This window comes from Streptomyces sp. JLBJ103, from assembly GCF_058215575.1.
Window position 1 is genome coordinate 4,008,184 of record NZ_CM177089.1, and the last position, 23,128, is coordinate 4,031,311.

Sequence of the window (23,128 nt, forward strand, 5' to 3'; positions counted from 1 at the left end):
GGGAGTGGGGCGAGGGGCGCGGGCCGGGCCGGGCCGGCCGCGTCCTTCGTTCCGGGGGCGTTGCCGGGGTCTTCGTACCCCGGGCGGGCCGGGGACGGGCTCACGCCCCTCGCTCGCCGACGCACCGCGTCAGTTGGTGCCGATCTTCGCCAACAGGTCCACGATCCGGTCCTGTACCTCCGCGCTCGTCGAGCGCTCCGCGAGGAACAGCACGGTCTCGCCCGACGTCAGTCGCGACAGCTGCCCCGGGTCGATGTCCGCCGAGGTGTAGACGACCAGTGGGGTGCGGTTGAGCAGACCGTTGCCACGCAGCCAGTCCACGATCCCGGCCCGGCGGCGGCGTACCTGCATCAGGTCCATCACCACCAGGTTCGGCCGCATCTGCCCGGCGAGCGACACCGCGTCGGCGTCCGTCGCCGCGCGGGCGACCTGCATCCCGCGCCGCTCCAGCGTCTCCGTCAGCGCCGCCGCGATCGGCTCGTGCTCCTCGATCAGCAGTACGCGCGGCGGGTGCTGCTCACTGTCGCGCGGGGCGAGCGCCTTGAGCAGGACGGCCGGGTCGGCGCCGTACGCCGCCTCCCGCGTCGCCTGGCCGAGCCCCGCCGTCACCAGCACCGGCACCTCGGCGGCGACCGCAGCCGTACGCAGCGACTGGAGCGCGGTACGGGTGATCGGTCCGGTCAGCGGGTCGACGAAGAGCGCCGCCGGATACGCGGCGATCTGCGCGTCCACCTCCTCCCGGGAGTTGACGATCACCGGGCGGTAGCCGCGGTCGCTCAGCGCCTGCTGCGTGGACATGTCCGGCGCGGGCCACACGAGGAGGCGGCGCGGATTGTCCAGCGGCTCCGGGGGCAGTTCGTCGTCCAGGGGCGGGGTGCGGTCGTCGACGATCTCGATCGCGCCGTTCGGCCCGTCCAGTGGCTCCGGGCCCTCGGCGCCCTCGTCCGGCGCGCCGATCGCGAAGGCCCGGCCCGAGCTCTGCGGCCCCGGCGCGCGATGCGGTTGCGCGCCCGCTCCGGGCTGCGGACGCGACGGCGTCGCGGGCTGTGCGCCGGACGGCGCTCCCGGCTGTGTCCCGGCCTGAGGCTGCGAGGTCCGGCCGGTGGCCGCCGTGGCTTCGGGGTCCGGACCACCCTGGTCCGGACCCGGCACATCGGGTCGGGCGGCCAGCTTGCGCCGTCGGCCCGACCCCGTCGTGGCCGTGCCGCCGGAGGGCGTCTGGGACTGAGGCGCGGGCTGCTGCCCCTGCGGACGGCCGCCCTGCGGCTGACCTGGGCGCTGAACTCCGGTGGGCTGCTGACCGATGGGGTGCTGACCCGTTGGATGCTGCCCGGTGGCATGCTCACCGGCCTGCTGGGCGAACGGCACCCCTTGTCCCAGCGTGCGCACGCTGATCGCGCGCCCCTGTGTGGTGTCCGCGCCCGGCGGTGCCTCGGCGGGCAGCGGCGGGGAGTCGGGACGCGCGGGCGCGGCCGACCACTGACCCGACGACGGACCGCTCTGCTGCGGGGCAGCGGGACCCGGCTGCTCCTCGGAGAGCGGTCGGCGCGCCCGGCGCCGCCCGGTGGGCTGCTGCTCGTGCTGCTGTTCGTGCTCGGGGCCGCGGGCGGCGGGCAGCGCGGCCATGGCCGACTCACCCTGCCCGGGGCCGCCGTGGGGGGGTACGGGCTCGCCGCGTACGGCAAGACCGCCACCGCCCTGCGGCTGAGCGGCGCCGCGGGGACCGTGCTGCGCGGGGACCAGCCCGGCCGGGCCCAGCTCCGGCGGCAGCCCGTCGTGCTCCGGCCTCCGGTCGGCCGCGGCGGGCGGCAGCGCGAAGGGGGACCGGGCGGCGCCTGGCTCCTCCGTGGGCTGCCCCTGGGGATGGGCCTGTTCCTCGTCGGACAGCGGCCGTTCCGGGGCCTCGGCCAGCGCCCGGCGGGCCCGGCGCCGCCCGGTCGGCGTGGAAGCCTGCTGCGGCCGGCCGCCGTTGGTGTCCTGCGGGGCCTCGCCCCACTGCGCCTGCTGCCGCTCGCGCTCCCGCTGCTGCTCGTGCTGCTGCGGTTCGTGCTCGGGGCTGCGGGCGGCGGGCAGCGCGGGCATGGCGCCCGGCTGAACCTGCTGCTGCGGCGCCGGGTCGGTGGCGTCGGCCGCCGCCGGGGGGAGCGCGAAGGCGGACCGGGGGGCCGCGCCGTTCTCCTGGGCCGGGGCGCCGCGCCGGGCGCGCCGCCCGCCGGGGGCCTGCCCGGCCATGCCCTGAGGTGGCACCACGCCCATACCGGCGGGGCCGACCGGCTGCGGATCAGCCGCCTCCGGTGCGTCGTCGGCGCGGGCGTGGCGGTGGTGGCCGCTTCCGCTGCCGTTGGTGTCCTGGGTGGCCGTGCCGGGGGCCGGGGTCTCGTCGGGGTGCGGACGGGCTCGGCGGCGCCCGGTCGGACGCGGCTCGTTCGGGTGCGCGCCGGTGTCGCCGCCACCCACGGCGGGCTGTTCGGCCGGAGCGCCCGCGCTCTGCTCGCCGTTCTGCGTTCCGCTGCCGTTGGTGTCCTGGGTTGCCGTGCCGGGGGCCGGGGTCTCGTCGGGGTGCGGACGGGCCCGGCGGCGCCCGGTCGGCGTATGGCCGGTGCCGTCCCCGGCCGTGCCACCGCCCGAGGTGCCGTTTCCGGCCGTGCCACCGCCCGAGGTGCCGTTCCCGGCCGTGCCACCACCGGAGGTACTGCCCCCCGAGGTGCCGCCGCCGGAAGTGCCCTGCCCTTGCGTACCGTCGCCGCGCTCCGCGCTCGACGCGGCGTTCGCGCGCTCCTGGTCCGCGGCGGCGGCCGAGATCGGTACCTCCAGGACATAGGCGTGTCCGCCCATACCCGGCATCTCATGGGTCTGGAGCACGCCCCCGTGCCGGCGCACGATCCCGCGCACGATGGGCTCGTGCACCGGGTCGCCGCCCGCGTAGGGCCCGCGTACCTCGATCCTGATGACGTTCCCGCGCTGCGCCGCCGCGACGACGATCGTGGAGTCCCCTGACGCCGCGCCGCCCGAGGCCGCCTTACCGGTCGAGTCGACACCGGCCACATCCGCGACGAGATGGGTGAGCGCCTGAGCCAGCCGATCCGCGTCCACCTCGGCCTCGATCGGCGGCGCGTGCACGGCGAACTGCGCCCGGCCCGGACCGATCAGCTCGACCGCGCCCTCGACACCCGCCGCCACGACCTCGTCCATGGAGACCGCGCGCCGGGTCAGCTCCTCGCCGTCCGCGTCGAGCCGCTGATAGCTCAGGACGTTGTCCACGAGCGTGGTCATCCGGGTGTACCCGGCGGCGAGGTGGTGCAGGATCTGGTTGGCCTCCGGCCACAGCTGTCCGGCCGGGTCGTCGGCCAGGACGCCCAGCTCGCGGCGGAGCTCCAGCAGCGGCCCGCGCAGCGACTGGTCGAGCACGGCCAGCAACTGGGTGTTCCGGCCGGTGAGGGACTCCAGCTGCTCCGCGTACCGCTCGCGCTCCCCGGCCAGCTGTGCCCGGAGGTCGTCCAGCGCCTGGGCGTGCTGGGTGGTGAGCTCCTCCAGCTCCGCGGTGTGCTTGGCGGTGAGGCTCTCCAGCTCCTCGGCGTGCTGGGAGGTGAGGCCCTCGACCTCCTCGGTGTGGGCCGCGACCAGGGCCTGCTCGGCGCGCCGGTCGGTGAAGGTCAGCACGGCGCCGACGAGTTGCTCGCCGTCCCGTACGGGCGCGGTCGTCAGATCGACCGGGACCTGGCTGCCGTCCTTGGCCCACAGCACCTGACCGCGCACCCGGTGCTTGCGACCGGACCGCAGGGAGTCGGCGAGCGGCGATTCCTCGTACGCGAAGGGGGAACCGTCCGGGCGCGAGTGGTGTACCAGAGAGTGAAGCTCCTGACCGCCCAAGTCACTGGCCCGGTAGCCGAGGATCTGCGCCGCGGCCGGGTTGACGAGGACCACCTTGCCCTCGGTGTCCACGCCGACCACGCCCTCCGCCGCCGCGCGCAGGATCATCTCGGTCTGGCGCTGCTGGCGGCCGAGTTCGGCCTCGGTGTCGAGCGTCCCGGTCAGGTCGCGCACGATGAGCATCAGCAGCTCATCGCCGGTGTAGCTGTACTGATCGGCGTAGGGGGTCCGGCCGTCCTCCAGATTGGCGCTGGTCACCTCGACGGGGAACTGCGCCCCGTCGGTGCGCCGGGCCATCATCCGGGTCGGCTTGGTGCCGCTCGTCCGCTCCGCGTCCGCGGGGCGCCGCATCGACCCGGGAATGCGATTGGGATCGAAGGAGGGGAGCAGATCGAGCAGACCACGACCGACCAGGGCGGTACCCGGTGTCTCAAAGGACTCGAGCGCGATGTGGTTGGCGTTGACGACCGTGCCATTGCAGTTGACCAGCAGCAGTGCGTCGGGAAGGGCGTCGAGTATCGCTGCGAGGCGAGCAGCGCCTCGGGATGGCCTGCTGCTCACGACGACGCTTCCTCCCTGACTACCGCACCTTGCCGACACTCGCGGTCATTCTGCTGCCCCGTCTGCGGAGTGTCTCTAGGGGAGTCTACGGGCACCTGCGGCGGGCGCGACGGTAGATGAGAGGGAGCTCGCAGCACGACGTACGCGTCTCGACGCACGCCCGGACAAACCTCTCCGGGAGGCGGCCCTTCTCCATCCTGGGCCAATCCCCCGGTCCACTCCCATCACCACCCATCAGCTTCCAGAGGCCCGCAAAACCACGGAGAGTCTGTTCCATCGGGCGATTTCACACCCGTTGGTGCGATCGAAGCGAGCGTTGACGGGCCGCCCCGCCCACTGCCCGCTCACCCACGCGGTGGTCGGCCCCCCGTACATCCCCGTGCACATCGCCCCGGGCGACACCGGCGCGAAGGGGTCCCGCCCCCACTCTGTCTGCGAGTCCAGCTGCTCACACGCCGCCCGCGCCCGCGGATGCGTGCCGCCGGTCGGGTGGCAGGAGAGCACATACCGCGCGGCATCCGCGGGGTCCCCGGTCTCACTCACGGTGATCGCCAGCCGGTCGGCGCTCTCCACGTCGATCGGCAGCGGAAGCGGCAGCGGCGTCCCCCATGCGGGGGCCAGTGTGGCGACGGAGGCGGCGGCGGTGACGGCAGCGGTGACGGCGATGCGGTGCAGCAGGGGCATGGGGGCACTCCTGGTGTGATCGATCCGGGGCGCGCTGCCCCTGCCCCCTCTAACGCGCCGCCGCCGCGCGCGTTGCGCCGCCAATAGGGCTTTGCGGTGGTGCCCGCCCGCCGAGTACCGTAGGGCGCGATTGGTGACATCCCGCTGGGCTGTGACATCATCTGCACACACCACATCGCGCTCGCGTGATGGGACTGGTGTGCTGGAGGCTTCGCCTAGTCTGGTCTATGGCGCCGCACTGCTAATGCGGTTTGGGCCTTAAAGCCCATCGAGGGTTCAAATCCCTCAGCCTCCGCTTCTCCAGGAGCCCCGGCCGAAATAGGCCGGGGCTCCTGTGTTTGCGGTGGTCTGCTGCCGCCGATAGGACGTGTGACTTTTGGTATCCGGTCGAATGCACTGAGTAAAAACCCTAAGGGTCATCGCGCCCCTGACCTGGATCACCTCTCGCCTCGCCGACGCGCCTCGACGGCGGGTGCGCCGCCCTCAAATAGTAGTTTTCGCAGGTCAGAGGTGGTGCGGCAAACGGATTTCGCGTGACGCCGCAGCTCATGTAATGTTGTCCCCGCAACGCCGACCGGCAAGAAAAACCGCCGGGAAGCCAAGCGCTCGTAGCTTAACGGATAGAGCACTTGACTACGGATCAAGAGGTTGCAGGTTCGAATCCTGCCGAGCGCGCAGCAGCTCAGAGGCCCCTTCCAGTAATGGAAGGGGCCTCTTGCGTATGCGTTGACAGCAACGGTGACAGCAACCGCCGCGCGGCTCGTCAGACCGCTGTCGGGACTCCGCTCCATCCGAGCGTGCGTTGGCTGCGCGCATCCCGCACTGCGATCCTCCGGTGCTGCCTGGTCCCAATCTGTGTCCGTGGCGGCCCCGAGCCGCCGCGCCCCCCCGATGTGGACCACCAGGAGTCGACGAAGATCCGGCCCACGATGGACGAGTGGGGATGATCTCGTACGACGAGCGAGGTGGTGGAGGAGCGGGGCGACCGGTGGCCCGGTGCGCGGATCCGTGGATCAGGCGTCCATGTGGAACTTGTCGATGTCCCAGTGCTGGTTGCCCCGCTCGGTGAAGACCAGGACGTTCAGCCGACCGCTGTTGAAGTTGAAGTCGCAGGTCTTGGAATGGCCCTTGCCGCCCACCTTGCACACGCGGACGTTGTCCGAGGCGGGCCCGAAGAGACTGACGGCGAAGGTGCGGCCGTCAGCCTTGAGGTCCTTGACCGTGACGGTGTCGGTGGCCGAGTTGTACGACATGGAGCCCTGGGCGTATCGCTCGCTCACGTTGTTGGTGGCGGCCGAACTCGTGGCCGCGCCGATCGTGAAGGCGAGGCCGAGGCAAGCGGCGGCGGAAACGGGGGCGGCGATGAGCGCCCGGCGTATGGACTTATGCATGCGTGTTGCTCTCTCTGAATTGAATGACTACGAAGCAGTGGTCTCGCTGCGCAGATGCTAAGCGCGCGGTGCGACTGGGCCACAGGGGATTGTTCCGATGACAGGCGTCACACCGCCCACGCTGTCGGATCTGACGCCACACCATATGAGGCCGCATCATTCGGTGGCAGTACGTGTGCAGCTGCACGCGCCCGGCCACGCTCGGCCCAGCCGCGGATGGGTGGCATCGCTCGGGAGACTTACGGATGGGACCGCAAGTTCGCGGAACCGGGCTGGCGTACTAGCCGAGGGTCCACTTGCCCGTGCGTTCCTCGTCGAGCCCGTTGGCGTCCATCTGGTACGTCACGGCCGTGATCTTCACGTCCTCCGGCACGTCGAAGATCACCCAACCTGAAGCCTGCTTGCCCGGCCGGAGGATCAGAGGGATGTCCAGGGACTCGCCGGCGGTGGGGGATCCGGGCTTGCCTACGTAGCTCTTACCGGTCGAGTCGACGACCTTCGCCTCGTTGTGCGCGCTGTAGTGGGAGGTGCCCTGGCCGGTGTTGACGATCGTGAACTCCGCTGCGACCAGGCGCTTCCCGGCGGGAGCCTTGAAGTAGTCGACCTTCGCCTGGGCGTGGTCCACGTACCTCTTCAACGTGAAGTCGGACCGGCCCGTGCCCTTGGAGTCCAGGTTGGTGGGGCTTCCCTCCAGCGCGAGGGTGTCGCCGAGCTTGCCGACCGGCGGCTGTGCGCTGCTGGGCCCGGCGTCAGGCGACTGCTCACCGCCGGGTTTCGCGGCGCCGCTGGAGCCGGTGTTCTTCGTAGGGCCGGCCTTGCTGCCCTCGTCCGAACCGCCGCATGCCACAAGGGTGGCGGTGAGTGTGACGACCGCCGCGGCGGCCGCGATGGAACGGTGCATGGCATTCCCTCGTACATTCCGTTGAACCAGGTCGTTGTGGCGACGACTGGAATCCTTGTACAGAACGGTGTACGCGGAATGCTTGTTGTGTAACCGAACGACACCAACACCGCCGAACCGCCCTACGTCTGCCGGATGGTGACGGCGTCCGGCTCGGTGGCGAAGCTACCGAGCCGGACCTCGGTTCAACGGCCTTGGCTTGCAACCCCTTAGATACCGGCCGGAGTTCCCTGGGTGGCCGTCCGTTCGGCCATGCCGCCACCGCCGGTGCTCACTCCGCCGTGCGGGGTCCGCGCGCGGTGGCCGTCAGTCTTGAACTTCCCGTCCCGCAGCTCGAAGTGCTGGGGCGGCGAGCAGCCGATCGCTGGAGTGATCAGCAGGCTCGTGGTGACGGGCGCGGGGTTGGTGCTCGCCGTCGAGAACTCGCAGATCGCGCCTCGCCCGGTGACCGGGAACCAGAAGAAGCTGTCCACCGCACCGACCCGTACCTCGTCCGACAGCACGAACCGGCCGTGCTGCCGGGCGAAGGCCTTCAGCCGGACGGTGGCCCTCAGCGGGTCGACCGTGGACCGGATCGCGGTCAGGGTGAACTTGACGTTCTTGTCCGCGTCCAGGACCGAGGACGCGATCTGCCTGCTCTCGGCCGCCTGCCCGTCGCTTGGCCGCCCGTCGTGGGCTTTGGCTTCGGTGGTTTCGGCAGGGGCGGCCAGCATGGCGACGGTCGCCGCGGCGGTGACCAGCACCGAGCAGCCGCGCACGAGCGTGCTCGCTTGTATCGGCATATTTCCTCCCAAGTGCTCATGCGTGCTCTTCGCGCATGAATGCCACTTTTTCCCTTCCACCTGGAAACAAGGAAAAGCACCTGAATCACCCGTTCGCGCGCGGTGTCACCCGGCCGGACCGGACAACTGCTCTACCGGTCGCCAGCCCCTTATGGTTGGGCATGGCCGTAGCACAGCACGGCGGCCCAGGGAACTGCCCAGCCTGCCACTGGAGCCGGAGCGCTGAGGACTCGAAGTGAGCGCAGAAGCTGTCTCACGCAGCGGGGCGAGCCGGGCGATTACCGGGACCGGGGCCGCCCCGTTGCGTCAACGTCGGGTGGTGGAGGACAGCGTCATGCCCCCAGCGCGATCTCCTTCAGCCTGTCACGGTCTTTGACCTCGTAGTAGCGGTTGGTGCGCAGGCCGGGACTTGGGGTCGCGAGAACACCATCCTTACGCAGAGACGCGATGACCTTCTCGACGGTGGCACGCCCAAGAGCCAAGGCTTCGGCGATCTGAGACTGCGAGGGGCCTTCAATGGCCAGAGACCTGTCGAAGCCCATCACGACGACCTTTCCATCGTGCTCCGTCTTCCTGACCAACTTGAATCTGGACGAGCTCCCATCGTCGAGTAGATAGTCGAGGAGCGTGGCCACGCGGGCCGTCGGGGACCTTCGGTCAGCGGCGTACACCTCCTCCATCACCGCGTTCCGCTCCATGTTGAGGGCGTTGATCACGCGCATCACGGCGGGGTCGTGCAACGCCATCGTGTGGAGAGCTCCCGTGCCGATGACGATCGCCTGTGCATCAGACAAGAACTGGCCGCGCCCACGAGGAGGCCGAAGCCGACCACTCTTCACGAACCGGCGACCTACGTAGAGATCGCCGATGACGGCATGCCTGCCCCACAGACGTGTCTCGCCCGCCGGGGTGTGCTCGGATACGCACCCCTGGACTACAAAGCGGACGTATCGCCCTCCGTTGGCAAAGCTGCCGCCGCGGGGGTAGTTCCGCCCCCTACAGGCATCCTCAAGAGCAGCCATCGTCTCCTTCGGGAGGCCATATCGATCGAAGTAGTTCCGGATCATCTCAATCTCGGGGGAGCGCACGACGGCCTCCGCTTCACCCCAAGGTGGACTCGTCACTTCCCTACCCCTCCTGCCGAACCGGATCGCGACGGCGACGCCACAGGGGACGCGGCTTCGTCGGGTACAGAGGGGACAACGACGTGTGTGGAAGCGGGTCCCGTCCCCCCGATCAGGAGCCTGACGACAGGCGCCAGAGCACCTACTAACGCGGCGAGCGCAAGGATTACGGTGGCGACGCGGGCGGGCTTGTTTTCCAGTCGGCGAATTGCGTAGCAAGCGGATATCAGTGCGATCATGAAGATCAACACCACCGCGTCGAGCGGCTTGATGCTGAACAACGGCTCTCCAAGGAGCGTCGACGAACGTGCGGTCGAGCACCGATCAGCGACCAGAACTCGACCGCAACGACGTGGTGAACGGAAAGGTCTCTGCACTTGCTGCCGACGGCATGCGAGAACCTGGCTAGGGCTCCTCCGCCACCGGTTATCGACAGAGAGTATCCGACGAGAGGCAGAGGTCCAACTAAAGCCCATCCAGAGGGAATCATTCCGGTTCCGACGGAACGTCACCTCACATCCTGACCCATTCCCCGACGCACGCCCAGCGGCGTGGTTACTTGCACTGCGCTGCGCTTCTCGATATCGGCGATGGGTGGCACCACCTCTGGAATGGTCACCGTGCGCTACCACCTGTCGGTCCCCGCGCACGCGCTGCTGACCAGGAAGAACAATGGCCTCGTCCCGATCGGGGCGAGGCCATTTGAGGTGCCGGGCGAGACCGAGGGAGCCACCCTCGGGGTCGCCCGGCGATGCTGAGCGAGACCTTTCCTAAGCCGTTTCAGCAGTGACTAGGTAACAGTCTGGGTAGACAGAAAAACCCCTCGCAGCATGGATTTTGCGCGAGGTCTCGCGCCTTATCCCTCCCGGTAGGGGTTATTTAGCAGTTTCCTCCGAGGTTCAACCCGCTTTAAAACGTGGAAAGTTGATAGGATTACTCACTGGTACGCCTCATATTCGCAGGGTGCTTGCCTTCCCTGCCTCGTCTCACGTGCCACAAGCTTGGCTGCCGAGCGAGAAAATTGGCGTCTCGGTTGTTCACGGCTCAGAGGCCCCTTCCGATCACTGGAAGGGGCCTCCGGCTTATGTGTGACAGCCCAACGAGGGCGGGGCCGAGTGGGACCTGCCGACTTGATCCGGTTCCGGTGCTAGATGCGCCCGAAGAACAGGCTGCCGGCGGCGTTGGAGTCGGCGGAGAAGAAGTACTCGCGGGTCGCCCGGACGAACTCCTGGCGCGAGATGACTCCGTCTCCGTCCGCGTCGAGCACGGTGAAGGTGTCCAGCGCGTCCGGAGCGGTGAGCTGCCAGACCTCCTTCAGGTAGTGCGCGAACTCGTCCTTGGTGATCTGGTTGTCGCCATCGGCGTCGACGCAGTCGAAGATGGCGTGGGCACTGCCGTCGACGATGTTGACCCGGCTGGTGTCGACGGTGGCGAGCCGACTGGCCTGGACGAACTCCTCCTGGCTCAGGCGTTGGTTTTTGGCGCCGGAGTGGCGCAGCAGCTCCTGCCAGTACATCTGTAAGAACGCCTGGAGGCTCGCGCCACGGGTGTCGTCCTTGCCGAGGTCAAAGACCTGGTGGTAGCGGTCGATGAGCAGCTGGCAGTCCTCCCACTCCAGGTAGCCGTCGTTGTTGCGGTCCAGTGCCTGGAACTTTCGCCCCAGCTTTTCGCCGATGAGGTCGGCCGCCATGGTGCTCATGCCATGTCCCCTCTCATAGGGTCTGTACTGACCTGGACAGCTTTGTGGACCTTGCGGTGTGCTCAACCGCAGCGTCCATAGTTCACCTATTTCGGCGGCGCCCGCAACGACGATGAATACTGGTGGGACTGGGGTTGGTGGCGTTGTCATATGGGGTCGCCCGTAGGGCGGCAGCGGGTGTCGCTGCCCGTCCGGACGCGCCGATTCCGCCGCTGTCATCACGGCCGCACACCGATGCCTGTACCGGTCGCGCGGCCGCGGCAGCGGCGTTGCCGCTCCGGGTTGGCTCGCGCTGTGCATCCGGCATGGTGCGTCGTTGGTGGCGGACGCCGCCGATCGTCCACGGAGGAACGGACCGCGGTCGGTCTGGCGGAGGCCGACCCCATCGGTATGGATCTCGTCGGGTCATGCCGGTTTATGGGCCAGGAAGCAGGCCACCGTTCTCTTCGCGCCGTCGGCGGGTGGCTGGGTCAGCTGCGCGGTGAGCGTGAACCCGGTCTGAATGAGGAGGTCGACGAGGTGATGGGGCGGGAGCAGGTGGGACTCGAAGGAGACGGGGTGGTCGCCGTAGGCGCGGGTGAAGCGTAGCCGCTCGTTGTCTCCGACGTAGCCGCTCAGCATGAGATGTCCGCCGGGTGCCAGGGTGCGATGGAATTCGGCGAAGACGACGGGGAGCAGCTCCGGCGGGGTGTGGTGGGTGGAGTAGAAGGCGAGGATGCCGCCGAGGTCGCCGTTCTCGATGTCGAGGGCGGTCATGGAACCGACGGCGAACCGCAGGTCCGGATAAGCCTCTCGGGCCAGTTCGATCATGTTGGGCGACAGGTCGATACCGAAGGCCCGGACGCCCAGCTGAGCGAGGTGGGCTGTGACCCTGCCGGGGCCACAGCCCAGGTCGGCCACCGGGCCGCGGTCGGCGGTCCGTACGAGTTCGGCGAAGGCGGCCAGCATCGCGCGGGACAGTGGATCCAGCTCGGCGGGGGGCGGGACGCGTTCGGTGTAGGCGGTGGCGACGGTGTTGTACGACTCCCGGACAGCGGTGAGGTAGGAGGGTTCGGTCACACGGCGAAGGTAGGGGCAGCCACTGACAGCCGAAGTTGCGTCAGCCGGTGGGGAGTTCGCGGGCAAAGCGGCGGATGGCATCGGTGAAGACGGCCGGGGCGTCGAAGTTGGAGAGGTGACGGGCCCGGGGGATCAGCTCGATACGGGCGTTGGGGTGGGCGCGGGCGAACTCGCGCTCTCCGGCGCGGAAGAGCGGGTCCCTCTCACCGTTGAGGATCAGCACGGGGGCGGCGACGTGGCGCATCGCGCTCGCGTCGAAGCGGCCGAGGACTTCACCCCAGGCGGCCGGGAGGGTGTGGAAGGCGTAGCCGGAGCGGATGGTGGCGCCCACCACCTCCGGGGGATAGAGGCGGCGCAGGAATCGGTCGTTCCAGCGGGTCAGCCGGTCGGCCGGGATGCGGGGGACCAGGCCGGCGACCAAGCGGTAGGGGGCCGTCAACGGGCCCCGGGTGGTGGCACTGGCCCCGGCGAGGACCAGTCCGCGCAGCCGTTCCGGGAAGCGCCGCGCGAACTCCAGCGCGACATAGCCGCCCAGCGAATGCCCGACGACCAGGGCCGGTCCGCGGTCGAGGGAGTCCACGGCGGCCGCGACGATCTCCGCAGCGGCGCTGAGGCTCCAGGGCTCGGTGGAACGGGCGCCGTGGCCAGGGAGATCGACGGCGGTGACCGGGAAGTGGCGGCGGAGCGCGTCGAGTTGGTAGCTCCACTGGCCCGCGCTGAAGCGTGTCCCGTGGACGAGGACGATGGGTGTCGATTCCATGGATGTCAGAGCTCCCCCAGCTCAACCCAGTGAGTAAACGTGCGTGAACGTGCGTGAACGTGTGTGAACGGACTCTATAGGTCGGGGTGGTGCCCCATGGGGCGTGGCACCGGGGCTGACAGCCATGTGGCCGGTTCCGCCGAGGGAACCGGCCACATCGGTGGTCAGGGGAAGGGGAAGGGGAAGGATGTCAGTCCTTGGTGGCCTTCCAGTAGACCGGACCCTTGTCGAAGTCGCCGTTGTAGAGCACCACGGACGGGGTCTCCCCCTTGGGGAGCAGGAAGATCTTGCAGATGGTGGCGTTCGCGCCGGGGCCGAAGTTGTCCGGGTCTTTGCCCGGGCAGGACTTCACGGCGTCATCCGGGGCGATGAGGGTCTTGGCCCCATTGCCCTTGCCGTCGCGGAGGTTGGTGGGGGTGATGAGGAAGGGGTACTTGAGGGAGTTGTCACCGATGTTCTTGAAGGCCATCGTGACGTAGTACGGCTGGAGTCCCTTGGCCTCGGAGTCCAGCCTCAGCCCGGACAGATCCGCTTGGGAGCCCTTGGCCACGCTCTTCGCGGTGACCTCCAGGGTGGCGGTCTTGTTGGAGCGCTTGTAGGTGAGGGCGGACGTCTGGCCCAGGGGGATGGTCTTGTTGGCGTCGGCGTCCACGCCGTTGCCGCCGTTGCTGCCGGACCCCTGGTCGCCCTTGCTGCCGTTGTCCCCCGTGTCCGTCCCCTTGCTCGCCGGGGCGGTCGGCTTCTTGTCCTTGGCGGGGGATGCGCTGCTGCCCGAGTCCTGGGCGGCGTCCTCGTTGCAGGCGGTGGCGCCGAGCGCGAGGCCGGCGGTGCAGAGGAGGGCGGCGGCGGTGCGCCGTGTACGGCGGGCGGATCGGTTGTGCATGGTTCGGTTCCCCGTTGTGAAGTGTGAGTTGTGTCGTGGTGACGGTGTTGCGGCGGTGACGCGTGATGCCGCGCCTCATCATGGCCTCGACAAACGTGCCGGTCAGCCGGGGGGATCCGTTCGCAGCCGGGCCGGGACCTGGTCGTTGCAAAGTAACCGGCCGTCCTTAATGGATTTCCCTCGGCGGAACGAATGACGTAGGGTTACAGACATCGACGCGGGGTGGAGCAGCTCGGTAGCTCGCTGGGCTCATAACCCAGAGGTCGCAGGTTCAAATCCTGTCCCCGCTACTCCTCATCGAGGGCCCGGCACAGTTTCTGTGCCGGGCCCTCGGTCATTGGTGCCTAGGGCAGGGGCCCTGGGGCCGGGGCGGTCAGCCCTTCGCCCTGGTCCTTCCTGTGTCTCCCGCCACATCCGTTGTGCGCCTCGTGCCCGTAGACCCTGCCGTACCTGCCGCGTCCGCGTCGCTGATCTTCCACCGCACCGGTCGCTTGGCCGCATCGCCTGTGCTGTACGTCACTGCCGTCGGCCTGAGCCCGTTCGGCACCAGGAACACCTTGCACAGGGTGATCCGCGCGCCCACCGCGAAATCGTCCGGGTCCTTCCCCGGGCACGCCGCCACCTCCTTGTCGGTGACGAGCGGCTGGTCGTCCGTACCGCTGCTGTCCCTCAGCCCGGTGGGGGCGTTGAGGAAGGGGTAGTGGAGGGAGTGGTCGCCGGTGTTCTCGAAGCGCATGGTGACGTAGTACGGCTGTGCCGTCCGCGTCTCGGCCCGCGGCCCCGCCTTCCGTAGATCGGCCTGTCCGCCCTTCCGTACGCTCACCGTCGTCACCTCCAGGACACCGCGCTGATGGTCCGACCCACGCTTGTAGATGACGGACGTGGGGGTGCCGAGGGCGAGCGTCTTGCGGCCGTGGTCGTCGGCCGCCTGGTGCGCGGAACCGGCGGGCCGCGCCCGCTCGGCCAGGCCGCCGTCGGCGCAGCCGGTGGTGAGGGAGGCGATGCCGAGGGCACCGATCGCGCAGGCGACTGCGGTTGCGGTACGCGTGCGGACCGGTATGTGGTGCATGGCTGTCCCCCGTTGTGATCAGAGCAGACTGTGCTGCCGTCAGGCGGTGGGCCGTTGGGCGACGGTGCCCTCGGGCGGTGGTGGCGGTGGTTGCGGTGGCGCCGTTGGCCGGTGGTGGCGCGGGTCGGGCCCACCCAAGGATCCCGCAGGGATCCGGTACTTCAGGGATCTTGTACCTCACTCCATCATGCGGTTGGCAAAATCCCTGGTCACGGCTGTCATGGTCCCGCAGCGGGGCTGCAACGCGGCTGTTGCACACGCGACGGCGAGGCCGGGGCCCGGGAGGCGAGCGTGGGACGCACGGTCGTACGGTGACCCGTATGAGTGATCCAGGCGCGGAAGACATGGCGGACGTGGCGGACGCACCAGACGCATCAGAGGCTGTTCGGCAGTTCTGGCAGGGGCTCGGGCTGCCCGGACTCATCGATGTGCACACGCACTTCATGCCTCAGCGCGTACTGGACAAGGTCTGGGCGTACTTCGACGCGGTCGAGCCGCTCGTCGGCATGCCCTGGCCCGTTGTGTACCGCGACGAGGAGGACGAACGGCTCGCGGTGCTGCGCGGGTTCGGGGTGCGGGCCTTCACGTCGATGCTCTATCCGCACAAGCCGGACATGGCGGCGTGGCTGAACGGGTGGGCGGCCGGGTTCGCGGAGCGTACGCCCGACTGTCTGCACACCTCGACCTTCTTCCCCGAGCCGGGCGTCGAGGGCTATGTGCGGGAGGCGCTGGACAACGGCGCCCGTGTCTTCAAGGCGCATGTGCAGGTGGGTGGTTACGACCCGGGCGACCCGCTGCTCGACCCGGTGTGGGGGCTGCTCGCCGAGACCGGAACACCCGTGGTCATCCACTGCGGCTCGGGCCCGGCGCCGGGCAAGCACACCGGCCCCGAGCCGGTGGCCGCGGTGCTCGCCCGCCATCCCCGGCTGCGGCTGATCATCGCGCATATGGGGCTGCCGGAGTACAGGGACTTCATGGTGCTGGCCGAACGGTACGACGGTGTGCACCTGGACACCACCATGGCCTTCACCGACTTCATCGAGACCCGCTGGCCCTTCCCGGCGGCGGAACGGGGGCGGCTCGCGGCATTGGGCGACCGGGTCCTCTTCGGCAGCGACTTCCCCAACCTCCCTTATCCGTACGGACATGCCCTGGAGGTCCTGACCCGGCTCGACCAGGACGAGGAGTGGCTGCGCGCGGTCTGCTACGGCAACGCGGCCCGGCTGTTCGGGATATGACGCGGTTCGGGAGCTGACCGCCGCCGCGTCGGCTCAGCCGCTCATCCGCGCAGCGGCAGCGCCTCGGCCAGGGTGCGCCACTCCGCTCGCGGCATGTCCTCGAACGTGTTCGCCGTCACCACCTGGATCGCCAGATGGTCCGCGCCCGCGGCCAGGAACTCGTCCACCCGGCGGCGGACCGCCTCGGCGTCGCCCAGGGCGAAGACGGACCCGATGAGGTGGTCGCTGCCGCCGTCCGCGAAGTCCTTCTCCGAGAAGCCCAGCCGCAGCAGGTTGTTGGTGTAGTTGGGCAGCCCCAGGTAGAAGGAGAGGTAGTGACGGGCGGTGGCGCGGGCACGCTCCGGGTCCGGGTCCAGGACCACCTTGAGTTCGGGGGCGAGCAGTGCCTCGTTCCCCAGGATCTCCCGCGCCGAGGCGGTGAATTCGGGGGTGACGAGGTACGGATGCGCCCCGGCGGCACGGTCGCGGGACAGCTCCAGCATCTTCGGGCCCAGGGCGGCCAGGACGCGGCGGGAGGCGGGGACCGGGGTCGGCGCCGAGTCCAGCGCCGTGAGGTAGTCCTGCATCGCGGAGTACGGGCGCGCGTACCGATCGACCAGCTGGCCGTGGCTCACTCCGAGGCCCAGCAGGAAGCGGCCGTCGTGGGTGGCGTCGATGGCGGCGTACCGCTCGGCCACATAGCCGGGCTCGTGGTCCCAGATGTTGAGGATGCCGGTGGCCACGGTGATCCGGGAGGTCGCGTCCAGCAGGAAGGCGGCCTCGTCCGGGCTGGGGCTGCCGCCGAGCCAGAGTGCGCCGAAGCCGAGGTCGTCCACTTCGGCCGCCGCCTCCCTGACCTGCGAGTGTTTTGCGGGGTCGGTGGAGTGGAGGGCGCCGGTCCAGATGCCGATGGTGCCGAGTGCGGGATGAGAAGCCATGCCCTGGGAACCTGGTGATCCTTTCCGGAAATTCCCTGGGTGGCCCGTTCGGCCTACGCGGTTCACCCTCGTCGCTCCTCCGCCGCCGGCTCGCCCGCTCATACCGGATTCTCAGACTTTTCACAGATTGCCGAAAGGGAGCTCTCAGACCGGTCCAGGAGGCTACGGCCATGATGGCGACCCCGCCCCCAGGGCGTACCGAGCTGCTGCGACCCGACGGAAGTCCCGTACGGGTGCTGGTGGTGGACGACGAGTCGGCCCTCGCCGATCTGCTGTCGATGGCCCTGCGCTACGAGGGCTGGGAGGTGCGCACCGCGGGCGACGGCGCCGAGGCGCTACGGACCACGCGCGAGCTGCGGCCCGACGCCGTTGTCCTGGACGTCATGCTGCCGGACATGGACGGTCTCGCGGTGCTGGGGCGGCTGCGCCGTGAGCTGCCCGATGTCCCGGTGCTGTTCCTGACCGCGCGGGACGCGGTCGAGGACCGGATCGCCGGGCTGACGGCGGGTGGCGACGACTACGTGACCAAGCCCTTCAGCCTGGAGGAGGTCGTCGCCCGGCTGCGCGGGCTGCTGCGCAGATCGGGGGCGGCCGCCGCGCGGGCCGAGTGCGTGCTGGCCGTCGGCGACCTGGTGCTGGACGAGGACAGCCACGAGGTGTGGCGCGGGGGGCAGGAGATCCACCTCACGGCGACCGAGTTCGAGCTGCTGCGCTATCTCATGCGCAATCCGCGGCGGGTGCTCAGCAAGGCGCAGATCCTCGACCGGGTCTGGAGCTATGACTTCGGCGGACAGGCCAACGTCGTCGAGCTCTACATCTCCTATCTGCGGCGGAAGATCGACGCGGGGCGCACCCCGATGATCCATACCCGGCGGGGAGCCGGGTATCTGCTCAAGCCCGGGGAGTAGGGCCGTGGTGGTGCGTACGGCGGGAGGTGCGTGTACGGCAGGGGCGGCGCCCGGACGGCGCGGGGTACGCCGTCCCTGGTCGTTGCGCACCCGTCTGGTGGTTTCGGCGGTCGCGCTGATCGCGGTGGTCTGCGCGGTGATCGGCTCGGTCACCACCATCGCCCTGCGGTCCTATCTCCAGGGCCAGGTGGACGACGATCTGCGAGCTTCGGTCGGGCGCTTCCTGGACAGGCCCGGCCAACCACCCCAAGACGACGTGATGTTCATCGCCTCCCCCGGCCAGCCCATCGGCACGGTCGGGGCGCGGTTCGACGAACGCGGCACCATCGCCCAGGCGGGCCGCAGCAATGACACCCCCATGACCTCCGCCCTGGACTTCGAGAGCCGGGTGGACCCGCTGACCGGCGGCCAGCTGAAGGCCCTCGCGTCCGTGGCGCGGGACGGACACGTCCACACCGTCGAACTGCCCGGCCTCGGGGACTATCGCGTGATCGCCCAGCCGGGGGAGGTGAAGAACGGGATGGTGCTGGCCCACCCGCTCGGCCAGACGCAGGAGACCGTCAACACCCTCATCCTCGTCGAGGTCTGTGTGACCGCCGCCGGGCTGGTCGCGGCCGGGATCGCCGGTGTCGCCATGGTCGGCATCTCGCTGCGCCCGCTGCGCCGGGTGGCCGCGACCGCGACCCGGGTCTCCGAACTCCCCCTGCACAGCGGAGAGGTGGCGCTCCATGAACGCGTTCCCCCGTCCGAGGCCGATCCGCGGACCGAGGTCGGTCAGGTGGGCGCGGCGCTCAACCGCATGCTGGGGCATGTGGAGTCGGCGCTCGCGGCGCGGCAGGAGAGCGAGACACGGGTACGGCAGTTCGTCGCCGACGCCAGCCATGAGCTGCGGACGCCGCTCGCCTCGATCCGTGGCTACGCCGAGCTGACCCGACGCGGCCGGGAAGAGATCGGACCGGACACCCGGCACGCCCTGGGCCGGGTCGAGTCCGAGGCCGGGCGGATGACCGTCCTGGTCGAGGATCTGCTGCTGCTCGCCCGGCTCGACGCGGGCCGTCCGCTGGAGTGCGCGGCGGCCGATCTCTCGCCCCTGGTCGTCGACGCCGTCAGCGATGCCCGCGCGGTCGGATCTGACCATGCGTGGCGGCTGGAGCTGCCCGATGAACCGGCGGTCGTCCACGGTGACGCCGCCCGGCTGCACCAGGTGCTCGTCAATCTGCTCGGCAACGCTCGTACGCACACCCCGGCCGGGACGGTGGTCACGGCGCGGGTGCTGCGCGGCGGTGGCACGTCCGGGGGCCCGCCCGCCTGCGTTTCGCTGGAGGTCGAGGACAACGGGCCCGGTATTCCGCCCGAGCTGCTGCCGCATGTCTTCGAGCGCTTCGCGCGCGGTGACGCCTCGCGTTCGCGGACCGCGGGCGGTACGGGGCTGGGGCTGGCCATCGTGCACGCGGTGGTGGCGGCGCACGGGGGCACGGTGACGGTGGAAAGCGCCCCGGGGCGCACGGTGTTCGGTGTCCACCTGCCCGTGCGTACAAGCCTTTGCGGTCGCCGACCAGGGTCCCTGCCGGTGACGTGATGGGGTGATGTCATGGGGCGTCGTGGACTCACAGGTGGACCACAGGCCGACCACACAGCCGTGACAGCGCCGCTCGCGAAGGTCGGCTCATGCGAACCGACGCTTCTCACACCCTTCCCGGAGCATCGCCCGGAACACCCCTGGGGACGCTGCCCGCCCGCCGACCGGTGGTGGCCGGGGACGGCCGACCGGTGCTCGACGTCGTCGTCCCCGTCTACAACGAGGAGGCCGACCTCGAGCGGTGCGTACGACGGCTGCATGACCATCTGGTCCGCACCTTCCCTTACCCCTTCCGGATCACCGTCGCCGACAACGCCAGTACGGACCGCACCCCCCAGATCGCGGCCCGCCTGGACGACACGCTCGAGGAGGTCACGGCGGTCCGGCTGGAGCAGAAGGGGCGGGGGCGGGCGCTGCGCACGGTGTGGTCGCTGTCCGGGGCGCCCGTACTGGCCTATATGGACGTCGATCTGTCCACGGATCTCAACGCGCTGCTGCCGCTGGTCGCCCCGCTGATCTCCGGCCACTCCGACCTGGCGATCGGCTCACGGCTGGCCCGCAGTTCGCGGGTGGTGCGCGGGCCCAAGCGGGAGTTGATCTCGCGGGCGTACAACCTGATCCTGCGCGGCAGTCTGGCCGCGCGCTTCTCGGACGCGCAGTGCGGCTTCAAGGCGATCCGCAAGGACGTCGCCGAGCGGCTGCTGCCACTGGTCGAGGATTCCGGCTGGTTCTTCGACACCGAGCTGCTGGTGCTGGCCGAGCGGGCGGGGCTGCGGATCCACGAGGTGCCGGTGGACTGGGTGGACGACCCGCACAGCACGGTGCATCTGGTGCGTACCGCCACCGATGACCTCAAGGGCGTCTGGCGGGTGGGGCGCGCGCTGGCCACCGGTGCGCTGCCGTTGGACCGGGTGCGACGGCCCTTCGGGGACGATCCGCGCGACCGTGAACTGAGCGGGGTGCCGGGCGGGCTGCCCCGGCAGTTCGTCGGCTTCTGTGTGGTGGGCGTGCTCAGCACCCTCGTCTATCTGCTGCTGTACTCCGCCTTCCGGCTCGGCACCGGTCCGCAGATGGCCAACGCGCTGGCGCTGTTGCTGTCCGCGCTCGGCAATACCGCGGCCAACCGGAGGCTCACTTTCGGGGTACGCGGACGGGACCGGGCGGTGCGCCATCAGGCGCAGGGGCTGGTGGTGTTCGGTATCGGCCTCGTGCTGACCAGCGGTTCGCTGGCCGCGCTCACCGCCGCGCCCGGCACCCCCTCGCACGGCACCGAACTGGCCGTGCTGATCGCGGCGAACCTCGCCGCGACCGTGCTGCGGTTCCTGCTCTTCCGGGCCTGGGTCTTTCCTTCGGACCGCGACCGCGGCGGCGACCGTGACCGCGACCGTGGGACCGCCACCACCGACCGCACCGACCGCGACTTCACGGACCGCCGCGACTTCAGGGATGACCGATGACCACCACCTACGACGACCGCGCCGGACAGATCGGGCGTGCCGTGCCGTCTCCCGGGGCACCGCGTACGGGGGATCCGAGGTGGGCGCGGCCCGCGCTGTGGGGGCTGCTGGCGGTGACCGCCGCGCTCTATCTGTGGAGCCTGGGCGCCTCCGGCTACGCCAACCAGTTCTACTCGGCCGCCGCGCAGGCGGGCAGTGAGAGCTGGAAGGCGTTCTTCTTCGGCTCCTCCGACGCCGCGAACTCCATCACCGTCGACAAGCCTCCGGCCGCGCTGTGGCCGATGGCGCTGTCGGTGCGGCTCTTCGGGCTGAGCTCGTGGGCGATCCTCGTACCGGAGGCGCTGATGGGCGTGGCGACGGTCGGGGTGCTGTACGCGGCCGTACGGCGCCGGTTCGGCGTGGTGGCTGGGCTCATCGCGGGCGCGGTACTCGCGGTCACCCCGGTCGCCGCGCTGATGTTCCGCTTCAACAACCCCGACGCGCTGCTGTGTCTGCTGATGGTCACGGCGGTGTGGTGTGTGCTGCGTGCCCTGGAGGACGCGCGTACAGGCTGGCTGGTGCTGGGCGGGGTCTGCTTCGGGCTCGGCTTTCTGACCAAGACGCTCCAGGCGTGGCTGATCCTGCCGCCGCTGGCGCTGGTGTACGTGGTGTGTGCGCCGACCGGGCTGGGCCGCCGGATCCGGCAACTGCTGCTGGCCGGGGCCGCGATGGTGGTCTCCGGCGGGTGGTGGGTCGCGATCGTCGAGCTGTGGCCCGCGTCGTCGCGTCCGTACATCGGCGGTTCGCAGCACAACAGCTTTCTGGAGCTGACCTTCGGCTACAACGGCCTGGGACGGATCAGCGGCGACGAGACCGGAAGTGTCGGTGGCGGCGGACGCGGTGCCGCCGGTGGCGGTATGTGGGGCGAGACCGGTATCGACCGGCTCTTCGGCTCCGACATGGGCGGCCAGATCGCCTGGCTGCTGCCCGCGGCGTTCATCCTGCTGCTGGCGGGGGTCTGGCTGACCCGGCGGGCCGGGCGCACGGACCCGCGGCGGGCGGCGTTCCTGGTGTGGGGCGGGGCGCTGCTGATGACGTTCGCCACCTTCAGCTTTATGTCCGGGATCTTCCACCAGTACTACAACGTCGCGCTCGCGCCGTACATCGCGGCGATCGTCGGCATGGGGGCGGTGCTGCTGTGGGAGCGGCGGTCCTCGGGGGCTTTCGCTCCGGCGGTGCTCGGCGTCACGGTGGCGGTCACGGCTGTCTGGGCGTACGTCCTGCTGGGCCGGTCCGCGGACTGGTATCCGTGGCTGCGCTGGGCGGTGCTGATCGGGGGACTGGTGGCGGGCGCCGGGCTGTTGCTGGTGACGCGGCTGGGCCGTGGGGTCGCGCTGGGGGTGGCCGGGCTGGGCCTCGCGACGGCGCTGGCCGGGCCGGTGGCGTACACGCTGAACACGGTCGACACTCCGCACGGCGGCTCGATCGTGACCGCCGGTCCCGCGGTGTCGGGCGGCCGGGGCGGGCCCGGGGGCGGCGGCTTCCCGGGCCGGCCACCGGGGATGCCGGGCGGTCAACAGGGCTCGAACAAGGGCGGTCAACCGGGCGGCCAGAACGGGGCGTTCCCGGGCGGCGGCTTCCCGGGCGGCGGTACGCCCCAGCAGAACGGCGGTAACGGCAACGGGGGCGCCCCGGGTCCGAACGGACAGCAGGGCGGCCCGGGTGGCCAGAGCCTCCCGCGCGGCGGTGGCCAGGGCGGCGGCATGGAAGGGGGCATGAAGGGCGGCATGGGCGGACTGCTCGGTGGTCGCGAGGTCGGCTCCCAGGAGAAGGCGGCACTGGCGAAGGATGCCGACGACTACACCTGGGCCGCGGCGGCGATCGGCTCGCAGAACGCCGCGAGCTACCAACTCGCCACCGAGAAACCGGTGATGGCTATCGGTGGCTTCAACGGCAGTGACCCCTCACCGACCCTCGCCCAATTCAAGGAGTATGTGAAGCAGGGCAAGATCCACTACTTCATCGCCTCCGGTACCGGGTGGGGCGGCGAACCCGGGCCTGGCAGCACCGGCACCTCCTCCAAGATCACCTCGTGGGTCGAGAGCTCCTTCAAGAAGGTCACCGTCGGCGACACCACCCTTTACGACCTGACCTCGCCGTCGACGACCTCGACGCCCTGATGCTGGAGGCTGCCCTCGGATAAATTCACTGTACGTCGTAGAGCGAGCCTTGTACGGTGTATGACAAGAACTGTCATACACCGTACA

General features: G+C 70.0%; 18 protein-coding genes and 3 tRNA genes. 9 read left to right on the forward strand and 12 right to left on the reverse strand.

What is annotated here, in order from left to right; genetic code table 11:
- Positions 1–129: 129 nt before the first annotated feature.
- Both AC4BEG_RS17550 and AC4BEG_RS17555 read right to left on the reverse strand, forming a co-directional pair.
- Positions 130–4,431, reverse strand: coding sequence for a response regulator (locus AC4BEG_RS17550; protein WP_490706806.1), 4,302 nt, complete (start codon positions 4,429–4,431; stop codon positions 130–132).
- Positions 4,432–4,665: 234 nt separating this feature from the next.
- Positions 4,666–5,115 carry an SSI family serine proteinase inhibitor gene (locus tag AC4BEG_RS17555; RefSeq protein ID WP_490706807.1) on the reverse strand — a complete coding sequence of 150 codons (450 nt, stop codon included), beginning with the start codon at positions 5,113–5,115 and terminating at the stop codon, positions 4,666–4,668.
- Between the two features lie 204 nt (positions 5,116–5,319).
- Between AC4BEG_RS17555 and AC4BEG_RS17560 the strand changes: the two genes are divergently transcribed.
- A tRNA-Ser gene (locus AC4BEG_RS17560) sits at positions 5,320–5,410 on the forward strand.
- A 307-nt stretch (positions 5,411–5,717) separates the two neighbouring features.
- A tRNA-Arg gene (locus AC4BEG_RS17565) sits at positions 5,718–5,790 on the forward strand.
- Positions 5,791–6,128: 338 nt separating this feature from the next.
- Here the strand turns inward: AC4BEG_RS17565 and AC4BEG_RS17570 are convergent.
- The 4 genes from AC4BEG_RS17570 to AC4BEG_RS17585 form a co-directional block, all read right to left on the reverse strand.
- Entirely contained in the window at positions 6,129–6,506 is a 378-nt protein-coding gene (locus AC4BEG_RS17570) for a hypothetical protein (protein ID WP_490706808.1), read from the reverse strand.
- A gap of 280 nt (positions 6,507–6,786) precedes the next feature.
- Positions 6,787–7,407, reverse strand: coding sequence for a DUF4352 domain-containing protein (locus AC4BEG_RS17575; RefSeq protein ID WP_490706809.1), 621 nt, complete (start codon positions 7,405–7,407; stop codon positions 6,787–6,789).
- A 209-nt stretch (positions 7,408–7,616) separates the two neighbouring features.
- Positions 7,617–8,189 carry a hypothetical protein gene (locus AC4BEG_RS17580; RefSeq protein WP_490706810.1) on the reverse strand — a complete coding sequence of 191 codons (573 nt, stop codon included), beginning with the start codon at positions 8,187–8,189 and terminating at the stop codon, positions 7,617–7,619.
- A 332-nt stretch (positions 8,190–8,521) separates the two neighbouring features.
- The gene (locus AC4BEG_RS17585; RefSeq protein WP_490706811.1) at positions 8,522–9,277 is read right to left on the reverse strand and encodes a Crp/Fnr family transcriptional regulator; all 756 of its coding nucleotides are present in this window, start codon (positions 9,275–9,277) and stop codon (positions 8,522–8,524) included.
- Between the two features lie 587 nt (positions 9,278–9,864).
- Here AC4BEG_RS17585 and AC4BEG_RS17590 point away from each other — a divergent pair.
- Entirely contained in the window at positions 9,865–10,071 is a 207-nt protein-coding gene (locus AC4BEG_RS17590) for a hypothetical protein (protein WP_490706812.1), read from the forward strand.
- Between the two features lie 389 nt (positions 10,072–10,460).
- Here AC4BEG_RS17590 and AC4BEG_RS17595 read toward each other — a convergent pair whose 3' ends face one another.
- The 4 genes from AC4BEG_RS17595 to AC4BEG_RS17610 form a co-directional block, all read right to left on the reverse strand.
- Complete coding sequence (locus AC4BEG_RS17595; RefSeq protein ID WP_490706813.1) at positions 10,461–11,012, reverse strand: EF-hand domain-containing protein; 552 nt, start codon at positions 11,010–11,012, stop codon at positions 10,461–10,463.
- Positions 11,013–11,417: 405 nt separating this feature from the next.
- Positions 11,418–12,071 carry a class I SAM-dependent methyltransferase gene (locus AC4BEG_RS17600; protein WP_490706814.1) on the reverse strand — a complete coding sequence of 218 codons (654 nt, stop codon included), beginning with the start codon at positions 12,069–12,071 and terminating at the stop codon, positions 11,418–11,420.
- A gap of 40 nt (positions 12,072–12,111) precedes the next feature.
- On the reverse strand, positions 12,112–12,831 hold the full coding sequence (locus AC4BEG_RS17605; protein WP_490706815.1) for an alpha/beta fold hydrolase: 720 nt from the start codon (positions 12,829–12,831) through the stop codon (positions 12,112–12,114).
- A 190-nt stretch (positions 12,832–13,021) separates the two neighbouring features.
- Positions 13,022–13,714, reverse strand: a complete 693-nt coding sequence (locus AC4BEG_RS17610; RefSeq protein ID WP_490706816.1) for a hypothetical protein — start codon at positions 13,712–13,714, stop codon at positions 13,022–13,024.
- A 216-nt stretch (positions 13,715–13,930) separates the two neighbouring features.
- Between AC4BEG_RS17610 and AC4BEG_RS17615 the strand changes: the two genes are divergently transcribed.
- Positions 13,931–14,004: transfer RNA gene (locus AC4BEG_RS17615), tRNA-Met, on the forward strand.
- Between the two features lie 83 nt (positions 14,005–14,087).
- On the opposite strand, the gene AC4BEG_RS17620 is transcribed toward AC4BEG_RS17615, so the two are convergent.
- The gene (locus tag AC4BEG_RS17620; protein ID WP_490706817.1) at positions 14,088–14,783 is read right to left on the reverse strand and encodes a hypothetical protein; all 696 of its coding nucleotides are present in this window, start codon (positions 14,781–14,783) and stop codon (positions 14,088–14,090) included.
- 344 nt (positions 14,784–15,127) lie between these two features.
- Here AC4BEG_RS17620 and AC4BEG_RS17625 point away from each other — a divergent pair, with 344 nt between their 5' ends.
- Positions 15,128–16,021 (forward strand): amidohydrolase family protein, encoded by an 894-nt coding sequence (locus tag AC4BEG_RS17625; protein WP_490707109.1) that lies wholly within the window; start codon positions 15,128–15,130, stop codon positions 16,019–16,021.
- A 41-nt stretch (positions 16,022–16,062) separates the two neighbouring features.
- Here the strand turns inward: AC4BEG_RS17625 and AC4BEG_RS17630 are convergent, their stop codons facing one another.
- Positions 16,063–16,938 (reverse strand): LLM class F420-dependent oxidoreductase, encoded by an 876-nt coding sequence (locus AC4BEG_RS17630; RefSeq protein ID WP_490706818.1) that lies wholly within the window; start codon positions 16,936–16,938, stop codon positions 16,063–16,065.
- Between the two features lie 170 nt (positions 16,939–17,108).
- Here AC4BEG_RS17630 and AC4BEG_RS17635 point away from each other — a divergent pair, with 170 nt between their 5' ends.
- The 4 genes from AC4BEG_RS17635 to AC4BEG_RS17650 all read left to right on the forward strand — a co-directional run bounded on the left by AC4BEG_RS17635 (position 17,109) and on the right by AC4BEG_RS17650 (position 23,041).
- Positions 17,109–17,846, forward strand: coding sequence for a response regulator transcription factor (locus AC4BEG_RS17635; protein WP_490706819.1), 738 nt, complete (start codon positions 17,109–17,111; stop codon positions 17,844–17,846).
- A 10-nt stretch (positions 17,847–17,856) separates the two neighbouring features.
- Positions 17,857–19,425, forward strand: a complete 1,569-nt coding sequence (locus AC4BEG_RS17640; protein ID WP_490707110.1) for a HAMP domain-containing sensor histidine kinase — start codon at positions 17,857–17,859, stop codon at positions 19,423–19,425.
- 89 nt (positions 19,426–19,514) lie between these two features.
- Positions 19,515–20,882, forward strand: a complete 1,368-nt coding sequence (locus AC4BEG_RS17645; RefSeq protein WP_490706820.1) for a bifunctional glycosyltransferase family 2/GtrA family protein — start codon at positions 19,515–19,517, stop codon at positions 20,880–20,882.
- Entirely contained in the window at positions 20,879–23,041 is a 2,163-nt protein-coding gene (locus tag AC4BEG_RS17650; protein WP_490706821.1) for a mannosyltransferase YkcB-related protein, read from the forward strand. Before AC4BEG_RS17645 ends, AC4BEG_RS17650 begins: the two co-directional genes overlap by 4 nt.
- The last annotated feature ends 87 nt before the right edge of the window (positions 23,042–23,128 follow it).